Source organism: Enterobacter sp. RIT418 (assembly GCF_003057745.1).
Lineage (GTDB): Bacteria > Pseudomonadota > Gammaproteobacteria > Enterobacterales > Enterobacteriaceae > Enterobacter.
Genome location: NZ_QBJD02000009.1, coordinates 107934 through 126851, shown reverse-complemented (window position 1 = coordinate 126851; position 18918 = coordinate 107934). Strand labels below are relative to the sequence as shown.

The 18918-nt window shown below is 59.4% G+C and carries 18 protein-coding genes; 10 read left to right on the top strand and 8 right to left on the bottom strand.

What is annotated here, in order from left to right; translation table 11 throughout:
- Positions 1-230: 230 nt before the first annotated feature.
- The 7 genes from speFL to kdpF all read right to left on the bottom strand — a co-directional run bounded on the left by speFL (position 231) and on the right by kdpF (position 8399).
- Complete coding sequence (gene speFL, locus DBY73_RS12675; protein WP_003858645.1) at positions 231-335, bottom strand: leader peptide SpeFL; 105 nt, start codon at positions 333-335, stop codon at positions 231-233.
- 278 nt (positions 336-613) lie between these two features.
- Positions 614-1291 (bottom strand): two-component system response regulator KdpE, encoded by a 678-nt coding sequence (gene kdpE, locus DBY73_RS12670; RefSeq protein WP_112011487.1) that lies wholly within the window; start codon positions 1289-1291, stop codon positions 614-616.
- Positions 1288-3975 (bottom strand): two-component system sensor histidine kinase KdpD, encoded by a 2688-nt coding sequence (gene kdpD, locus DBY73_RS12665; RefSeq protein ID WP_112011486.1) that lies wholly within the window; start codon positions 3973-3975, stop codon positions 1288-1290. Before kdpD ends, kdpE begins: the two co-directional genes overlap by 4 nt.
- Positions 3976-4551, bottom strand: a complete 576-nt coding sequence (gene kdpC, locus DBY73_RS12660) for a potassium-transporting ATPase subunit KdpC (RefSeq protein WP_112011485.1) — start codon at positions 4549-4551, stop codon at positions 3976-3978.
- Positions 4552-4563: 12 nt separating this feature from the next.
- Positions 4564-6612 carry a potassium-transporting ATPase subunit KdpB gene (gene kdpB / locus DBY73_RS12655; protein WP_112011484.1) on the bottom strand — a complete coding sequence of 683 codons (2049 nt, stop codon included), beginning with the start codon at positions 6610-6612 and terminating at the stop codon, positions 4564-4566.
- 18 nt (positions 6613-6630) lie between these two features.
- Entirely contained in the window at positions 6631-8310 is a 1680-nt protein-coding gene (kdpA, locus tag DBY73_RS12650) for a potassium-transporting ATPase subunit KdpA (protein ID WP_112011483.1), read from the bottom strand.
- Positions 8310-8399, bottom strand: coding sequence for a K(+)-transporting ATPase subunit F (gene kdpF / locus DBY73_RS12645; RefSeq protein ID WP_112011482.1), 90 nt, complete (start codon positions 8397-8399; stop codon positions 8310-8312). Before kdpF ends, kdpA begins: the two co-directional genes overlap by 1 nt.
- Positions 8400-8707: 308 nt before the next feature.
- Here kdpF and DBY73_RS12640 point away from each other — a divergent pair, with 308 nt between their 5' ends.
- The 7 genes from DBY73_RS12640 to nei all read left to right on the top strand — a co-directional run bounded on the left by DBY73_RS12640 (position 8708) and on the right by nei (position 14383).
- Entirely contained in the window at positions 8708-8914 is a 207-nt protein-coding gene (locus DBY73_RS12640) for a YbfA family protein (RefSeq protein WP_112011481.1), read from the top strand.
- A 168-nt stretch (positions 8915-9082) separates the two neighbouring features.
- Entirely contained in the window at positions 9083-10495 is a 1413-nt protein-coding gene (phrB, locus tag DBY73_RS12635) for a deoxyribodipyrimidine photo-lyase (RefSeq protein WP_112011480.1), read from the top strand.
- A 10-nt stretch (positions 10496-10505) separates the two neighbouring features.
- Positions 10506-11249: a type 2 GTP cyclohydrolase I gene (locus DBY73_RS12630; RefSeq protein WP_112011564.1), complete on the top strand. Its 744-nt coding sequence runs from the start codon at positions 10506-10508 to the stop codon at positions 11247-11249.
- Positions 11250-11263: 14 nt separating this feature from the next.
- Positions 11264-11920, top strand: a complete 657-nt coding sequence (gene pxpB / locus DBY73_RS12625; protein WP_112011479.1) for a 5-oxoprolinase subunit PxpB — start codon at positions 11264-11266, stop codon at positions 11918-11920.
- On the top strand, positions 11914-12846 hold the full coding sequence (gene pxpC, locus DBY73_RS12620) for a 5-oxoprolinase subunit PxpC (protein ID WP_112011478.1): 933 nt from the start codon (positions 11914-11916) through the stop codon (positions 12844-12846). Before pxpB ends, pxpC begins: the two co-directional genes overlap by 7 nt.
- Complete coding sequence (gene pxpA, locus DBY73_RS12615) at positions 12833-13573, top strand: 5-oxoprolinase subunit PxpA (protein ID WP_112011477.1); 741 nt, start codon at positions 12833-12835, stop codon at positions 13571-13573. The genes pxpC and pxpA overlap by 14 nt, the downstream gene beginning before the upstream one ends.
- An 18-nt stretch (positions 13574-13591) precedes the next feature.
- Entirely contained in the window at positions 13592-14383 is a 792-nt protein-coding gene (gene nei / locus DBY73_RS12610; RefSeq protein WP_112011476.1) for an endonuclease VIII, read from the top strand.
- 89 nt (positions 14384-14472) lie between these two features.
- Here nei and DBY73_RS12605 read toward each other — a convergent pair whose 3' ends face one another.
- Positions 14473-15756: a citrate synthase gene (locus tag DBY73_RS12605; protein WP_014831112.1), complete on the bottom strand. Its 1284-nt coding sequence runs from the start codon at positions 15754-15756 to the stop codon at positions 14473-14475.
- Positions 15757-16393: 637 nt separating this feature from the next.
- Here DBY73_RS12605 and sdhC point away from each other — a divergent pair.
- The 3 genes from sdhC to sdhA are packed head-to-tail and all read left to right on the top strand — an operon-like array spanning position 16394 to position 18905.
- Complete coding sequence (gene sdhC / locus DBY73_RS12590) at positions 16394-16798, top strand: succinate dehydrogenase cytochrome b556 subunit (RefSeq protein ID WP_181573234.1); 405 nt, start codon at positions 16394-16396, stop codon at positions 16796-16798.
- Complete coding sequence (gene sdhD, locus DBY73_RS12585; protein WP_112011475.1) at positions 16792-17139, top strand: succinate dehydrogenase membrane anchor subunit; 348 nt, start codon at positions 16792-16794, stop codon at positions 17137-17139. The genes sdhC and sdhD overlap by 7 nt, the downstream gene beginning before the upstream one ends.
- Positions 17139-18905 (top strand): succinate dehydrogenase flavoprotein subunit, encoded by a 1767-nt coding sequence (sdhA, locus tag DBY73_RS12580; RefSeq protein WP_112011474.1) that lies wholly within the window; start codon positions 17139-17141, stop codon positions 18903-18905. The genes sdhD and sdhA overlap by 1 nt, the downstream gene beginning before the upstream one ends.
- Positions 18906-18918: the final 13 nt, after the last annotated feature.

Sequence of the window (18918 nt, the reverse complement as noted above, 5' to 3'; positions counted from 1 at the left end):
GAGTCCCTCGATTTCCGCTCATCAAGAAATCGACAGTTAACCGGAAAAAAAGCAAAGCGTGGCCGCTGATAAAAAATCAGCTAATTGCTTTTCTGAGAATAAAATTCAGTCCGTCCGGCTACGGATGCGTCTGAATCAACGGAAACGGGCGCAGCGGTTCGCAGGCAATTGCCTGTAACGTAGGGGGATTTCAGGTTTTTCTGCGAATGGGAGCGCCAGCGGTCGGAGGACTACCGGGCATTAAAGAGATGAAAGTCGAAGCAGTTTCGGTGGGCAAACATCATGATATGCGTCGTCCGCCTTATGTGGGGCATTAATCGATTGTTGTTTTCCATGTTCATATTCCTTTCATGATTGAAAGCACGGTCATTTTATCCAGGAAATGATGATTAACTGTGAAGAAGATCACCGTTAACCGATCAAAACAGAAATAATTATTCGTTTTGATTGAATAGTGCAGTTTAACGTTCTGCATTGTTGTTTTGATGTTAATGATGTGTTTTTGAAGTGTGTTTCATGTGCAGAAATAAATCTAAAAAATAACGCGGCATTATTTTTTTGGGGTTTATAAGAGACGAGGGTGATTTAGCTTAAAATAAAAACGAATAATTATTCAAAGCATAAACCGATAACCGATACCGGTTTCAGTTAATAAATGGCGAGGACGCGCGGGGTCAATTTCCAGCTTTTGGCGCAGGTGGCCCATATAAATGCGTAAATAGTGACTATGCTCGACGGCGTTCGGACCCCAGACCTGGCTCAACAGCTGGCGCTGGGTAAGGACCTTGCCGTGGTTGTTGAGCAAAACCGCCAGCAGGCGGAACTCAATCGGGGTGAGGTGGATCTCTTCCTCGCCGCGAAGGATGCGGCGAGCGGCCAGGTCGACGCGGACGTCGCCAAAGGTATAAACCGGGTCAGCGGCGGGAGCCGCACCGTGGCGTCGCAGCGCCACGCGGAGCCGCGCCTGTAGCTCGCCGATGCCAAACGGTTTGATCAGGTAATCATCCGCGCCGGCGTCCAGCGCCGCGATTTTATCCGTCTCTTCGGTGCGGGCGGAGAGCACCAGAATCGGCATCTGGCTCCACTGGCGCACTTCGCGGATAAAATCGATGCCGTCACCGTCCGGCAGCCCCAGGTCGAGGATCGCCAGGTCCGGCTTGCGGGTAGCGGCTTCAATCAGGCCGCGCTGCAGCGTCCCCGCTTCGTGAACGCGCAGCCCGTCGCCCTCCAGCGCGGTGCGCAGAAAGCGGCTGATGGCGAGCTCATCTTCAACAATCAGGACGTTAATCACAAATCCTCTGGTAATTCATCAAGTTCTGGCGGGGCTTCCAGTGGAAGTGTAACACAAAATCGCGCGCCGCCTTCGGGCCGATTCTCGGCTGAAATCGTCCCTCCGTGCACGTCGATAATGGCCTGACAAATGGCCAGCCCGAGGCCAACGCCGGGAATGGCGGACTCTTTATTTCCGCGCGCGAATTTCTCAAAAATGGCGTGCTCCTGTCCGGGAGGAATACCCGGCCCCGAGTCCCAGACCTCGAGCCGCAGCGTCCGGTCCTTCACCGTGCCGTTGACGCCAATCTGCGCCTTTGCACCCGCGTATTTAACTGCGTTTTCGAGCAGATTGATCAGCACGCGCTCGAAAAGCGGGCCGTCGACGTGGATAAGCGTAAGCGGCTCCGGCAGGTTCAGCGCAATATGCCGACCGCCCAGCCCCGGTTCGAGCATCTTCAGCGCGCTGCCGACCACTTCCTCCAGGGTCAGCCACTCTTTTTTCAGGTTGAAGCCGCCCGACTGTATGCGCGCCATATCCAGCAGGTTGTTCACCAGGCGGGTCGTATTCAGCACGTGCTGGCGGATTTCGCTGGCCTGCAGCGCGTGCTTTGAACCTTCGGCAGCCAGATCCAGCGTCAGGATCTCAGACTGACCAAACAGCACCGTCAGCGGGGTGCGCAGATCGTGGGAGAGCGCCGCCAGCAGCGAGTTGCGGATGCTCTCGCGCTCGCTTGCCAGCCGGGCCTGCTCTTCGCTGGCGGTCAGCGCCAGGCGTTCGAGCGCGTTAGCGACGAGCAGGGTAAAGGTCTCCAGCAGCCGCTGCTGCTCGGGGATCATCAGCTGGCGCAGGTTAGACGGCTCGACGATAACCAGCCCCTGATTTTTATCCGCGCTGCGCAGGGGCAGGATCTGATACGGCACCCCCGGCAGCGTATCGGTGCCGGCTCCGGCGGGAAGCCCTTTGTCAAAGCTCCAGCGCGCGATGGCCTCATCCCACGGCGTCATGCCCGACGCGGAGGTGAGCGGGCGCAGCTGGCCGCGTTCGTCCGGGAGCAGAATCAGGTTGCTGGCGTGGAAGGTGGAGCGGATAAACTGCTCGCTGGTCTGCACGATATCCAGCGGCGTGCGGCCAACGGCCAGCGACTTGGACATCTCGTACAGGTGCCGCGTGCGCTGTTCGCGATAGCGGGCGATACGCGCCTGGTAGCGCACCCCGGCGGTCAGGTTGCCGATCACCAGCCCGACGGTCAGCATCACGCCAAAGGTCAGCACGTACTGCACGTCCGACACGGCAAGCGTCCCGCGCGGGGCGATGAAGAAGAGATCGAAGCTGACGACGTTGATGACGGTGGCCAGCACCGACGGCCAGCGCCCGTAGAAGAGGGCAACCACCACCACGCCCAGCAGGTAAATCATCACCAGGTTTGCGGCGTCGAAGGCGATCAGCCACTGGCTGGCAATCACGGTAATCAGGGTGCAAAGCGCGATAGCAACCAGGCAGCCGCGGATCTGCATACGCCATTTTTCGCTGAAGCCGCGGGCGTCCGGCGTGCGGCTCGGCAGCGGCGTCGGCTTATCGTCCAGCGCTACGATAACCAGATCCAGATCCGGCGCGCGCCGGGCCAGCCTGTCGGCAAACGACTCGCGGCTAAACCAGCGGCGGTGCTGACGGCGGCCAATCACGATTTTGCCCAGGTTATGCTCGCGGGCGTAGCGCAGAATCGCCTTGTCTTCCTGCGGATCGGAAAGGGTTGCGGTTTCGGCGCCCAGCTCCTGCGCCAGGCGCAGCGAGCTCAATATCGCCCGACGCTGATTTTCCGGCAGGGCGTGCAGCTGCGGCGTTTCGACATACACCGCGTGCCAGGCGCTGCCAAACTTTGCCGCCAGCCGCGCGGCGGTACGGATCAGCTTTTCATTGCCGCCGCCGTGGCCGATGCACAGCAGGATGGCATCCCGCGTGTGCCAGACGCGCTCCTGTCCCTGCAGGTCGCGCCAGGCGCGCATCTGGTCATCCACGCGGTCGGCGGTGCGGCGCAACGCCAGCTCGCGCAGGGCGATCAGGTTGCCTTTACGAAAGAAATGCTCGATGGCGCGTTCGGCCTGGCCGGCAATATAGACTTTGCCCTCGTGCAGGCGCTGGCGCAGATCGTCCGGCGGCAGGTCAACCAGCACGACCTCATCGGCGGCGTCAAAGAACGGGTCGGGTACGGTTTCCCGCACCTGAATGCCGGTCACGCCGCTGACGATATCGTTAAGGCTTTCAAGATGCTGAACGTTCACCGTGGTGAAGACGTCGATCCCGGCCTCAAGCAGCTCCTCCACATCCTGCCAGCGCTTGGGATGGCGCGAGCCCGGCGCGTTGCTGTGCGCCAGCTCGTCCATCAGGATAAGGGCGGGGCGGCGGGCGAGGGCGGCGTCCAGATCGAACTCGGTGACCAGCCTGCCGCGATGGCTGATGCGGCGTGCGGGCTGCGTGGCAAGCCCGTTAAGCAGCGCGGCCGTCTCTTTTCGCCCGTGCGTCTCGACCACACCGATGAGAATATCGAGCCCCTGCGCCCGCAGCCGCTGCGCTTCCGTCAGCATGGCAAAGGTCTTTCCGACGCCCGCGCAGGCGCCGAAAAAGATTTTGAGCTTGCCGCGGTGGGCTTCTGCCGCGTGTTCCAGCAGCCTGTCCGGGTCTGGACGAAGAGGCTCGTCGGTCATTTAGTTTTTCCTTAGCGCGTCCAGCGCCAGATTTAGCTCAACGATGTTTACCACCGGCGCGCCAATGAAGCTGACCAGCGGTTTTTGCGTGTGCTCAGCCACCAGCTGGCTTACCTGTTCCACCGTCAGCCCGCGGGCGGCGGCAACGCGCGGGATTTGCCACGCGACGGCCTGCGGCGACAGGCTGTAGTCCAGCCCGCTTGCGGAAGCGGTCACCAGCTCCACGGGCACCTCGCGGTCGGCCTGCGGGTTTGCGCTACGCAGCGCGGCAACGCGCTGGGCAACGGCGTTATCCAGCTCGGGGTTGCTCCCCGCCAGGTTACTGCCGCCGGATGCCATTGGATTATACGGGCTTTCCGCGGTGGCGGAAGGGCGCCCCTGGAAGTATCGGGCGTCGGTAAAGTTCTGCCCAATCAGGCGCGAGCCGCGGTTTTCGCCACCCTGCATAATCAGCGAGCCGTTGGCCTGGTCCGTAAACCACCACTGGCCCAGCGCGGTGGTCACCAGCGGGTAAAGCCCGCCGGTAATCAGAGACAGCAGAATAAACAGAAGTATAGCGGGACGTAACATCGTCATTTGATTCACCTTTTAAACCAGCCCGAAGAGGGTCAACAGCACGTCGATAACCTTGATGCCAATAAACGGCACCACCAGCCCGCCCAGGCCGTAAACCCACAGGTTGCGGCGCAGCATGGCGGCGGCGGTCAGCGGTTTGTAGCTCACCCCGCGCAGCGCCAGCGGGATCAGGAAGACAATAATCAGGGCGTTGAAGATCACCGCGCTGAGAATGGCCGATGACGGCGAGTGCAGGTGCATCACGTTCAGCGCGTTGAGCTGCGGATAGGTAGCGGCAAACGCGGCAGGAATAATGGCGAAATACTTCGCCACGTCGTTGGCGATGCTGAACGTGGTAAGCGAGCCGCGCGTCATCAGCATCTGCTTCCCAATGTGCACCACCTCGATCAGCTTGGTCGGGTTCGAGTCGAGATCGACCATGTTTCCCGCCTCTTTTGCCGCCTGGGTACCGGAGTTCATCGCCACCGCCACGTCGGCCTGCGCCAGAGCGGGCGCGTCGTTGGTGCCGTCGCCGGTCATCGCCACCAGGCGTCCTTCGGCCTGATACTGGCGGATCAGCGCCAGCTTGGCTTCCGGCGTGGCCTCTGCGAGAAAATCATCCACGCCCGCTTCGGCGGCGATGGCCGCCGCGGTCAGGCGATTATCCCCGGTGATCATCACCGTCTTGATCCCCATCTTGCGCAGCTGAGCGAAGCGCTCTTTGATGCCGCCCTTGACGATATCTTTCAGCGCAATCGCGCCCAGCACGCGCGAGCCTTCTGCCACCACCAGCGGGGTCGCCCCCTGGCGCGCGACACTTTCCACCAGCGCGTCGACTTCCGGCGGGAAGTGGCCGTTGTTCGCCTCTATGTGGCGGCGAATGGCGTCCACGGAGCCTTTGCGGATCATGCGATCCTGAATGTTGATGCCGCTCATGCGCGTCTGCGCGGTGAAGGGCACAAAGGTCGCGTGCAGGCTTTGCACGTCCCGCTGGCGCAGGTTGAAGCGCTGCTTCGCTAGAATCACGATGCTGCGGCCTTCCGGCGTTTCGTCGGCAAGCGAAGAGAGCTGCGCCGCGTCGGCCAGCGTTTTTTCATCCACCCCTGGCGCGGGCAGGAAATCCGACGCCTGGCGGTTGCCGAGGGTGATGGTCCCGGTTTTGTCCAGCAGCAGCACGTCGACGTCGCCCGCGGCTTCCACGGCGCGTCCGCTGGTGGCGATCACGTTCGCGCCCAGCATCCGGCTCATCCCGGCCACGCCGATGGCGGACAGCAGGCCGCCGATGGTGGTCGGGATCAGGCAGACCAGCAGTGCGACCAGCACGGTGGTGGAGACCGCGGTGCCGCCGTAGGCCGAGAACGGCCACAGGGTGGCGGTCGCCAGCAGGAAGACGAGGGTTAACGCTACCAGCAGAATGGTCAGGGCGATTTCGTTCGGCGTTTTGCGGCGCTGGGCGCCCTCCACCATGGCGATCATCCTGTCGAGGAAGGTTTCGCCTGGGTTTACGCTGCACTGGATCACCAGCCAGTCGGAGAGAATGCGCGTCCCCCCGGTCACGGAGGCGAAGTCGCCGCCCGATTCGCGGATCACCGGCGCGGATTCCCCGGTAATGGCGCTTTCATCTACCGACGCGCCGCCCTCAATGACCTCTCCGTCGCAGGGGATGATGTCACCGGCCTCCACCAGCACCACGTCGCCCTTGCGCAGCTCGTCCGCCGGAACGTGATCCATCTGCGCGCCGTATTTCGGCTCGCGCAGCTTGCGGGCAAAGGCGGTCTTTTTCACCCCTTTCAGGCTGTTGGCCTGCGCCTTGCTTCTGCCCTCCGCCAGCGCTTCCGCAAAGTTGGCAAACAGCACGGTAAACCACAGCCACAGGCTAATGGCCGCGGTGAACGGTGCGTTTCCCGGCAGATGGCCCGTTGCCATGGCCACGGCCAGTACGGTAGTCAGCACGCTGCCGACCCAGACGATAAACATCACCGGGTTATGCCACTGAACGCGCGGGCTCAGCTTTTTAACCGCATCCATGAGGGCCTGACGAACTAACGACGGTTCGAACAGGGCCATTTGTTTACGACTCATGTCAAATACTCCGCAAAATCAGCGTAAAGAGAGATGTTCCGCGACCGGGCCAAGCGCGAGGGCGGGGATAAAGGTCAGCGCGCCGACCAGCAGCACGGTGCCAATCAGCAGGCCGATAAACAGCGCGCCGTGGGTCGGCAATGTGCCCACGGTGGTGGGCTGGATTTTTTTGCCCGCCAGCGACCCGGCGATCGCCATCACCGGAATAATCACGCCGAAGCGGCCCGCGAACATGCAGAAGGCCAGCAGGCAGTTCCAGAACGGCGAATTGGCGCTCAGGCCCGCAAAGGCGCTGCCGTTGTTGTTGGCGGCAGACGATACGGCGTACAGCACTTCGCTAAAGCCGTGGATGCCGGGGTTGAAGATGCCGCTGCGTCCGGCGTCGGTCATCAGCGCCAGCGCGGTGCCGAGCAGCACGAGGGCAGGGGTGACCAGAATCGCCAGCGCGGTAAACTTCATCTCCCGCACGTCGATTTTTTTCCCCAGATATTCCGGCGTGCGGCCTATCATCAGGCCGGCGATAAACACCGCCAGCAGCACGAACAGCAGCATGCCGTACAGGCCAGAGCCCACGCCGCCAAACACCACCTCACCAATCTGCATCAGCCACATTGGGATCATGCCGCCCAGCGCGGTAAAGGAGTCATGCATGGCGTTTACCGCGCCGCAGGAGGCGGCCGTCGTCACCACGGCGTACAGGCTGCTGGCGAGAATGCCGAAGCGGCTCTCTTTACCTTCCATATTGATGTTGCTGTCAGCGCCCAGCTGCATAAAGTGGCTGTTGCCGTTCCATTCGGCCCACATCACCAGCGCAACGCACACCACGAAGATCAGCGACATTGCCCACAGCAGCGTGCGGCCCTGGCGGCGATCGTTGACCACCTCGCCAAACGCGAAGCACAGCGCCGCGGGGATCAGGAAGATCGCCAGCATCTGGACAAAATTGGTTAGCGCCGTCGGGTTCTCGAACGGATGCGAGGCGTTGGCGTTAAAGAATCCGCCGCCGTTGGTGCCGAGCATTTTGATCGCTTCCTGCGAGGCCACCGGGCCCATCGGCAGCAGCTCTTTTGCCCCTTCGATCGAGGTATACGGCGCGTACGGCAGCACGTTTTGCAGCGTCCCCTGCTGAATAAAGAACAGCGCAATCAGCAGGGCGATCGGCAGTAAAACCCACAGCGTGATGCGCGTCAGATCGATCCAGGCGTTGCCGAGCGTGCTGGTATTCTGCCGCGCAAAGGCGCGCGTCAGGGCAAAAATCACCGCAATGCCGCTGGCGGCAGAGAGGAAGTTTTGCACGGTAAGCCCGGCCATCTGGCTAAAGTAGCTCAGCGTGGTTTCACCGGCGTAGGACTGCCAGTTGGTGTTGGTGACGAAGCTAACCGCCGTGTTCAGCGCCAGATGCCAGGAGAGCCCCGGCAAATGTTGCGGGTTGAGCGGTAGCCAGCCCTGTAGCATGAGCATGGTGAACAGGGCAATCAGACCCAGGACGTTCAGCAGCAGAATCGCCGCGAGATACTGACGCCAGTTCATCTCGCTATCGCGTATTCCGAGCATGCGCCAGAGCCCGCTCTCCATACGGCCTACGCCCGACAGCGCCACGTTGTTGATCATCCTCGCCAGCAGCGTTCCCAGCGGCTTTGCCAGAATAAACAGCGCCATTAAAAAGCTGGCGATGAGCAAAAATGCCTGAGCAGCCATCAGAATGCCTCCGCATGAATCAGGGCATAAACCAGATAAGCCAATAACAGGAATACCAGCACGATGCCGGCAATGATACCTGCACTCACAATCCACCTCCGGGTGACATATGTTGATGTGCTAACGGTAGGATTTATGGCGCAAAGATTTCGCAAAAATCGCAGGGGAGGGTGTAAAAAAAGTATAAAAATGGAAAGGCCACAATTTAACTATTGATAAGTAAATTGTTAACTTTCTTGTAACTTAATTACGGCGTGAATGTAAATATTCACTAAATGGATGAAAATAAGTGGTCGGATGAGTAGTAAAATTACAAACAAAACGATATTATTTTAGCCAGCTCACAAATTTTGAATTTTCCGGATGACCTTTCCGGCCAACTATAGGGGAGAAAAATATGGATCTTTATAAAGCGTTTCCGGCTCATATCGTTTTCATGCGTCGCACTTTCGCCGTAGTGGCCGGCGTGCTGGCCCTGCCGGTAATGCTGTTCTGGAAAGATCGCGCACGCTTTTACAGCTACCTGCACCGGGTCTGGGCGAAAACCAGCGATAAGCCGGTGTGGATGGACCAGGCCGAAAAAGCGACCTGCGATTTCTACTGATACGAAGAGCATCCCTCTCACCGCAATAACACGTCGCGTTAAGGCCGCCCCGGGCGGCCTTTTTTATTTCATCGCGTCTACACTTCTATGGCAAAGTAAACAAAAGCACGCCGTTTTCCCTTTGGCGGCATGCCCTTACGGACATAATGGACAATTGCCAGGAGTTTTATGCCCACCCATCTGGTTTGGTTTCGCGCGGATTTACGCGTCCACGATAACACCGCTCTCGCTGCCGCCTGCCGTTCACCGAGCGCCAACGTTCTGGCGCTGTTTGTGGCTACCCCTAAACAGTGGCAGCAGCACGATATGGCGCCGCGTCAGGCCGCGTATCTGACGGCGCAACTGAACGACCTGCAGCGTTCCCTCGCCGAAAAAGGCATTCCGCTGATCTATGAAGAGGTGGATGACTTTGCCGCGCAGGTCGAAAAAGTGAAGCAGGTCTGCGAGCAGCATGACGTCACCGATCTTTTTTATAACTACCAGTACGAATACAACGAGCAACAGCGCGATCGCCAGCTGGAGAACGCGCTGGAGACGGTGGTGTGCCAGGGTTTTGACGATAGCGTGATGCTGCCTCCGGGCAGCGTGATGACCGGCAGCCGCGAGATGTACAAAGTGTTCACGCCGTTCAAGAACGCGTTTATTAAGCGGCTGAAGGAGGGATTGCCCGAGTGCGTGGCCGCGCCTGCCGTGAGGGGCGACGCGATCGCGAAGCTGCCCGAGCTGAAGATTCATTATCCGCAGCAGGCGTTTGACGACGCGCTGTTTCCCGCCAGCGAGAAAGCGGCCATTGCCCAGCTGCGCCAGTTCTGCAAGCACGGGGCGGCCGACTACGAGGCGCGACGTGATTTTCCCGCCGTTGAGGGCACCAGCCGCCTGTCGGCCTGCCTGACGCTGGGCGCGATCTCCCCGCGCCAGTGCCTGCACCGCCTGCTGGCGGAACGGCCTGACGCTCTGGACGGCGGCGCGGGGGCCGTGTGGCTCAGCGAACTGATCTGGCGTGAATTTTACCGCCATCTGATGACGTATCATCCTGATTTATGTAAACATCGTCCTTTCATTGGTTGGACCGATAAGGTGGCGTGGCAGTCCAATGACGAGCAGCTCAAGGCCTGGCAAACCGGGATGACCGGCTATCCGATCGTCGATGCAGCCATGCGCCAGCTGAATGAAACCGGCTGGATGCACAACCGTCTGCGAATGATTACCGCCAGCTTCCTGGTGAAAGATCTGCTTATCGACTGGCGCGTCGGGGAGCGGTATTTTATTTCTCAGCTGATTGACGGCGATCTCGCCGCCAACAACGGCGGCTGGCAGTGGGCGGCCTCTACGGGTACCGATGCGGCACCGTATTTCCGCATTTTTAACCCAACCACGCAGGGGCAAAAATTTGATGCGGAAGGCGAGTTCATCCGCCGCTGGCTGCCCGAGCTGGCAAACGTCCCGGCGAAAGCGATCCACGAGCCGTGGGGATGGGCGGACAAGCAGGGCGTGACGCTCGATTATCCGCGTCCCATCGTTGACCATAAACAGGCGCGCGTCGCCACGCTGGCGGCGTATGAAGCCGCCCGCAAAGCTTAAGAGAGTAATGATGAAAAATAGCGAACTGGAAAGCCTGATTAACGAAAAATTAAACAGCGCCTCTTTTAGCGACTATGGCCCAAACGGCCTGCAGGTTGAAGGACGCGACGAGGTGCAGAAAATTGTCACCGGCGTGACGGCCAGCCAGGCGCTGCTGGACGAAGCCGTGCGGCAGCAGGCGGACGCGGTGATTGTTCACCATGGTTACTTCTGGAAGAACGAATCGCCGATTATTCGCGGCATGAAGCGCAACCGTCTGAAAACGCTGCTCGCCAATGATATTAACCTGTACGGGTATCACCTGCCGCTCGATGCACACCCCGAGCTTGGCAACAACGTTCAGCTGGCGCAGCTGCTGGGCATTACGGTGATGGGGGAAATCGAGCCGCTGGTGCCGTGGGGCGAACTGTCGATGCCGGTGCCGGGCCTCGAGCTGGCGTCGTGGATTGAAGCGCGCCTGGGACGCCGTCCGCTGTGGAGCGGCGATACCGGCCCGGATACGGTGAAGCGCGTGGCCTGGTGTACCGGCGGCGGGCAGGGCTTTATCGATAGCGCCGCGCGCTTTGGCGTGGATGCTTTCATCACCGGTGAAGTGTCTGAGCAGACCATCCACTCGGCCCGCGAGCAGGGCCTGCACTTCTATGCGGCGGGCCATCACGCGACCGAGCGCGGCGGCATTCGCGCGCTTAGCGAGTGGCTGACGGAAAATACCGATCTGGATGTGACCTTCGTCGATATTCCTAACCCGGCCTGATGAGAGGTATCTAAGTGCAGCGAGCGCGTTGTTATCTTCTCGGTGAAACGGCGGTGGTGCTGGAACTGGAGCCGCCGGTCACTCTTGCGTCACAAAAACGGATCTGGCGGCTCACCCAGCGCCTGGCCGATGCGCCGGAGGTCGTTGAGGCGATTCCGGGCATGAATAACATTACCGTTGTCCTGCGTAATCCGCACGCGCTGGCGCTGGACGCCATTGAGCGCCTCCAGCGCTGGTGGGAAGAGAGCGACGCGCTGGAGCCGGAAGGCCGCGTGGTTGAGATCCCGGTGGTGTACGGCGGCGAAGGCGGCCCTGATTTATCCGTTGTTGCCGCGCACTGCGGGTTGACCGAAAAGCAGGTCGTCGAGCGGCATGCGTCGGTTGATTACGTGGTCTGGTTCCTTGGGTTTCAGCCGGGCTTCCCTTACCTGGGCGGACTTGCGCCAGAGCTGCATACGCCGCGCCGCGCCGAGCCGCGTCTGAGCGTTCCGGCCGGAACCGTCGCCATCGGCGGCGAACAGACGGGAATTTACCCGCTGGCCTCGCCCGGCGGCTGGCAGCTCATCGGCCACACCCGCACCTTACTCTTCACGCCGGGGCAGGAGGCGCCGACGCTTCTGCGCCCGGGCGATACCCTGCGCTTTATTCCACAGAAGGAGGGGGTATGTTAACGCTTATCCGCGCGGGCCTTTATACCTCCGTTCAGGACGCGGGCCGCTTCGGCATGCGCCAGTCGGGCGTGAGCTACTGCGGCGCGCTGGACCGCCCGGCGCTTGAGATTGCAAACCTGCTGGTGGGCAACCCCGGCAGCACCGCCGCGCTTGAAATTACGCTCGGCCAGTGCGTGATTGAGTTTCATCAGGAAACCTGGTTTGCCTTAACCGGCGCGGGCTGCGGTGCGACGCTTGACGACATGGCGGTCTGGACGGGCTGGCGCCTGCGGGCAAAAGCGGGGCAGCGCCTGACGCTTAAACGGCCACAGCACGGCGTGCGCAGCTACCTTGCGGTTGCAGGCGGCATTGACGTGCCGGCGCTGATGGGATCGGCGAGCACCGATCAGAAAGCCGGGATTGGCGGCCATGAGGGGCGCCTGCTGCGCGACGGCGATCGTCTGGCGATAAAACCGTCGGCGCGTCATTTTTCCACCACCCAGGGCGTGAAGCAGCTGCTGTGGGGAAACCATATCCGCGCCCTGCCGGGGCCCGAGTATCATGAGTTCGACGAGGCTTCCCAGGAGTCTTTCTGGCGCTCGCCGTGGAAAATCAGCCCGCAAAGTAACCGCATGGGCTATCGCCTGCAGGGACAGCCGCTGACCCGCACGACCCGCCGCGAACTGCTTTCCCACGGCCTGCTGCCGGGCGTGATTCAGGTGCCGGGCAACGGTCAGCCGATCGTATTAATGAACGATGCGCAGACCACGGGCGGCTATCCGCGAATAGCCTGCATCATCGACGCCGATCGTTACCATCTGGCGCAAATTCCCCTCGGACAGCCTATTCACTTCGTGCAGTGCTCGCTGGAAGAGGCGCTGCAGGCGCGGCAGGACCAGCAGCGTTATCTGGAACAGCTGGCGTGGAGGCTCGATGGTAAAGATTGATTTGAACGCCGATCTGGGCGAGGGCGGCAATGCCGATGCGGCGCTAATGACGCTGGTCTCGTCGGTGAATATCGCCTGCGGCTTTCACGCGGGCGACGCGCAGACCATGCTGGAAAGCGTGCGCAGCGCAATTAAAAATAACGTCGCGATAGGCGCGCATCCGAGCTTCCCTGACCGGGAAAACTTTGGCCGAACGGCGATGACGCTCCCACCCGAAACGGTTTACGCCCAGACGCTTTATCAGATTGGCGCGCTGGAGGCGATTGTTCGCGCCGAGAAGGGCGTTCTGCGCCACGTGAAGCCGCACGGCATGCTGTATAACCAGGCGGCGAAAGACCCGTCGCTGGCCGATGCGATTGCCCGTGCGGTGCGGGATTGCAACCCGCAGCTGATCCTGGTGGGGCTGGCGGGCAGCGAGCTGATTCGCGCGGGGCAGCGTCACGGCCTGTCGACCCGCGAGGAGGTCTTCGCCGATCGCGGATATCAGCCGGACGGCAGCCTCGTGCCGCGAACGCAGGCCGGAGCGCTCATTACCGACGAAGATAAAGCGCTGGCGCAGACGCTGGAAATGGTGCAGTCAGGGCAGGTGACGGCGATTGACGGCACCACCGCGAAGGTGCGGGCCGAAACGGTCTGCTTACACGGCGACGGCGAGCACGCGCTGCGGTTTGCGCGCCGCCTGCTGGCGGCGTTCTCTGATGCGGGCATCCTTGTCAGTGCAGAATAATTATTAAAGGACAATAACATGCCAGAAGGTCCGGAGATCCGCCGCGCGGCGGATAGCCTGGAGGCGGCGATAAAGGGCAAACCGTTGACCGCGGTCTGGTTTGCTTTTCCTCAGCTTAAGCCGTTTGAAGCCCAGCTGCTGGGGCAGACGGTGACGCACATCGAAACGCGCGGCAAAGCCTTGCTCACGCATTTTTCCCATAACCTGACGTTATATAGCCATAATCAGCTTTACGGCGTCTGGCGCGTGGTAGATGCGGACGAACGGCCGGAGACCAACCGCGTGCTGCGCGTCAGGCTGCAGGCGGCGGACAAAGCCATCCTGCTTTACAGCGCGTCAGATATCGAAATGTTAACGCCGGAGCAACTGCTTGCGCATCCGTTCTTACAGCGCGTCGGGCCGGACGTGCTGGATATGCGCCTCACGGCAAGCGATGTAAAAGCGCGCCTGCTGTCAGCGAAATTCCGCAATCGCCAGTTTTCTGGGCTATTTCTCGATCAGGCGTTTCTGGCGGGATTAGGAAATTATCTGCGGGTTGAAATTCTGTGGGAAGCGGGGCTGGCGCCGCACCACAAGGCCTCTCAGCTAAGCGATGAACGGCTGGAGGTGCTCTCCCACGCGCTGCTGGACATCCCGCGCCTGTCATACAACACACGCGGCGCGGTGGATGAGAACAAGCATCACGGGGCGCTGTTCCGGTTTAAGGTGTTTCATCGGGCGGGGAAAAAGTGCGAGCGCTGCGGCGGGATCATCGACAGGATGATGCTCTCTTCAAGGCCATTTTACTGGTGTCCGCATTGCCAAAAATAAAAGTAAAACGGTAGCCCAGAGGCTACCGTTTTTAATGTTTTCACCCTCTCCCTGTGGGGGAGAGGGCATCATGCTGAACCCAACCGTTCTTAGCGCTTCAGGTCAGACTTAAAATCGCGCTGCTCGTAGCCGGTGTACAGCTGACGAGGGCGGGCAATTTTCATGCCTTCGCTATGCATTTCGTTCCAGTGCGCAATCCAGCCCACGGTACGCGCCATGGCGAAGATCACGGTGAACATGGAAGACGGAATGCCCATCGCTTTCAGAATAATGCCAGAGTAGAAATCGACGTTCGGGTAGAGTTTCTTCTCGATGAAGTACGGGTCGTTCAGCGCGATGTGCTCAAGCTCCATCGCCACTTCCAGCAGATCGTCCTTGGTGCCCAGCTCTTTCAGCACTTCGTGGCAGGTTTCACGCATCACGGTAGCGCGTGGGTCATAGTTTTTATAAACACGGTGACCGAAGCCCATCAGGCGGAAGGAGTCGTTCTTATCCTTCGCGCGGCGCACGAATTCAGGAATGTGCTCCACGGTGCTGATCTCTTCCAGCATCTTCAGCGCCGCTTCGTTCGCGCCGCCGTGCGCCGGTCCCCACAGGGAGGCGATGCCCGCCGCGATACAGGCGAACGGGTTCGCGCCTGAAGAGCCCGCGGTACGGACGGTAGAGGTGGAAGCGTTCTGTTCGTGGTCAGCGTGCAGGATCAGGATACGGTCCATTGCGCGTTCCAGCACCGGGTTCACTTCGTACTCTTCGCATGGGGTTGAGAACATCATGCGCAGGAAGTTACCCGCGTAGGAGAGGTCGTTGCGCGGATAAACGAACGGCTGACCGATCGAGTATTTGTAGCACATCGCCGCCATGGTTGGCATTTTGGACAGCAGGCGGAACGCGGCGATATCGCGGTGGCGCGGGTTATTCACGTCCAGCGAATCGTGGTAGAACGCCGCCAGCGCGCCGGTGATGCCGCACATGACCGCCATTGGGTGAGAGTCGCGGCGGAACGCATGGAACAGACGGGTAATCTGCTCGTGGATCATGGTGTGGCGGGTAACGGTGGTTTTGAACTCATCGTATTGAGCCTGCGTCGGTTTTTCGCCGTTCAGCAGGATGTAGCACACTTCCAGATAGTTGGACTCGGTGGCTAACTGATCGATGGGAAAACCGCGGTGGAGCAGGATACCTTCATCACCGTCGATAAAGGTGATTTTAGATTCGCAAGATGCGGTAGAGGTGAATCCAGGGTCAAAGGTGAATACCCCTTTAGAACCCAGCGTACGGATATCAATAACATCCTGACCGAGCGTGCCTTTTAGCACATCCAGTTCAATAGCAGTGTCACCATTTAGGGTGAGCTTTGCCTTTGTATCAGCCATTTACGGTCTCCTTAGCGCCTTATGCTTAAGACTGCCAATTACCGGATTTGCATTCTACTGATTTTTAAACGTTACCAGTTTGTTATTTGGCTTACCGCTCAGCTCACGAGGAGAAACCAGGGTACAGAGCTATGGCGCCTTGCAGGTAAATGAATGAAAAATCAGTGAAACAACAGCAAATCAGTGTCTTCGCAGTCCGAATTATTCAAACCTGACTATCACTAATAACTGTCCTGATAACTTCGGTCAATACCATCACACTGTTACATAACTATTTCTCAGGTGAAAGCAAGACCTCATAACTTTTGCGCATTATATGCCTTTTCTAATGACGTTTGTAACAATTTTGTTTAACATTTGTCAAATCAGATGATTAAAAATTAAAAAGATGTTGTTATCGTGACCCGGATCACTGTTCAGGCGAAAACCCGACAAACTGTATGTAGGTTAATTGTAATGATTTTGTGAACGGCCTATACTGCCGCCAGGTCTCCGGAACACCCTGCTAATCCCGAGCCACCCAGCGTTGTTTTGTGTCGTCGTAGCTTCTGAAAGGGAGTTTTATCATGACGCTTAGTTATAGTAAGGACGCTGCTTGACCCGCACGCAGACCGGAGGAAGGAATAATAAGAACAGCATGTGGGCGTTATTCATGATAAGAAATGTGAAAAAACAAAGACCTGTCAATCTGGATCTCAAAACGATCCGGTTCCCCGTAACAGCAATAGCGTCCATTCTGCACCGCGTGTCCGGTGTCATTACGTTTGTGGCGGTCGGCATTCTGCTGTGGTTGCTGGGAACAAGCCTCTCTTCTCCGGAAGGATTCCTCCAGGCTTCGGCCATCATGAGCAGCTTCTTCGTGAAATTCATCATGTGGGGCATTCTCACCGCGCTGGCGTACCACGTGGTGGTGGGCGTTCGCCATCTGCTGATGGACTTTGGCTATCTCGAAGAGACATTCGAAGCCGGGAAACGCTCCGCTAACATTTCCTTTGTGATTACTGTCGTGCTTTCACTTCTCGCAGGAGTTCTCGTATGGTAAGCAACGCCTCGGCATTAGGACGCAACGGCGTACATGACTTTATTCTGGTCCGCGCTACCGCCATCGTCCTCACGCTTTACATCATCTATATGATCGGTTTCTTCGCCACCAGCGGCCCGCTGACGTGGGAGATCTGGAGCGGTTTCTTCGGATCGGCCTTCACCAAGGTGTTCACCCTGCTGGCGCTGTTCTCCATCCTTATTCATGCCTGGATTGGCATGTGGCAGGTGTTGACCGATTACGTTAAACCTTTGGCGATTCGCCTTCCTCTGCAGCTGGCGATTGTCGTTGCGCTGGTGGTTTACGTTATTTATGGATTCGTTGTGGTGTGGGGTGTGTAATGAAACTGCCAGTCAGAGAATTTGATGCTGTCGTAATTGGCGCAGGTGGCGCAGGTATGCGCGCAGCGCTGCAAATTTCCCAGAGCGGCCAGACCTGTGCGCTGCTCTCTAAAGTCTTCCCAACCCGTTCCCATACCGTATCAGCCCAGGGTGGTATCACCGTGGCGCTCGGTAATACCCATGAAGATAACTGGGAATGGCACATGTACGACACGGTGAAAGGTTCCGACTACATCGGCGACCAGGATGCCATCGAATATATGTGTAAAACCGGCCCGGAAGCGATTCTGGAGCTGGACCACATGGGCCTGCCGTTCTCCCGTCTGGAAAACGGTACTATCTATCAGCGTCCGTTTGGCGGCCAGTCGAAAGACTTCGGCGGCGAGCAGGCGGCGCGCACCGCGGCGGCGGCTGACCGTACCGGTCACGCGCTGCTGCACACGCTCTATCAGCAGAACCTGAAAAACCACACCACCATCTTCTCCGAGTGGTATGCGCTGGATCTGGTGAAAAACGCCGATGGCGCAGTGGTTGGCTGTACCGCGCTGTGCATCGAAACCGGTGAAGTGGTTTACTTTAAAGCGCGCGCAACCGTGCTGGCCACCGGCGGTGCGGGCCGTATCTATCAGTCCACCACCAACGCCCACATCAACACCGGTGACGGCGTCGGTATGGCTATCCGCGCGGGCGTACCGGTGCAGGATATGGAGATGTGGCAGTTCCACCCAACCGGCATCGCCGGTGCGGGCGTGCTGGTCACGGAGGGCTGCCGCGGTGAAGGTGGCTACCTGCTGAACAAACACGGCGAGCGCTTCATGGAGCGTTATGCCCCGAATGCGAAAGACCTGGCGGGCCGTGACGTGGTGGCGCGCTCCATCATGATCGAAATCCGCGAAGGCCGCGGCTGCGACGGCCCATGGGGTCCACACGCCAAGCTGAAGCTCGACCACCTGGGTAAAGAGGTGCTGGAATCCCGCCTGCCGGGCATTCTGGAGCTGTCCCGCACCTTTGCCCACGTTGACCCGGTGAAAGAGCCGATTCCGGTTATCCCAACCTGCCACTACATGATGGGCGGTATTCCGACCAAAGTGACCGGCCAGGCGCTGACCGTGAACGCGCAGGGCGAAGACGTGGTGATCCCTGGCCTGTTTGCGGTGGGCGAAATCGCCTGCGTGTCGGTACACGGCGCTAACCGTCTGGGCGGCAACTCCCTGCTGGACCTGGTGGTGTTTGGCCGCGCGGTGGGTCTGCACCTGCAGGAATCCATTGCCGAGCAGGGCGCGCTGCGTGATGCGACCGATGACGAAATTGACGCCTCTCTTGAGCGCCTCAACCGCTGGAACGGCAACCGTAACGGCGAAGATCCGGTGGAAATTCGCAAAGCGCTGCAGGAATGCATGCAGCACAACTTCTCGGTATTCCGCGAAGGCGACGCGATGGCGAAAGGCCTTGAGCAGCTGAAGGCGATCCGCGAGCGTCTGAAAAATGCCCGTCTGGACGACACCTCCAGCGAGTTCAACACCCAGCGCGTCGAGTGCCTGGAGCTGGATAACCTGATGGAAACCGCGTTCGCGACCGCGATGTCGGCAAACTTCCGCACCGAGAGCCGCGGCGCGCATAGCCGCTTCGACTACCCGGATCGTGATGACGAAAACTGGCTGTGCCATTCCTTGTACCTGCCAGAATCGGAAACCATGACGCGTCGTAGCGTCAATATGGAACCGAAACTGCGTCCGGCGTTCCCGCCGAAGATTCGTACTTATTAATGCGGAGACAGGA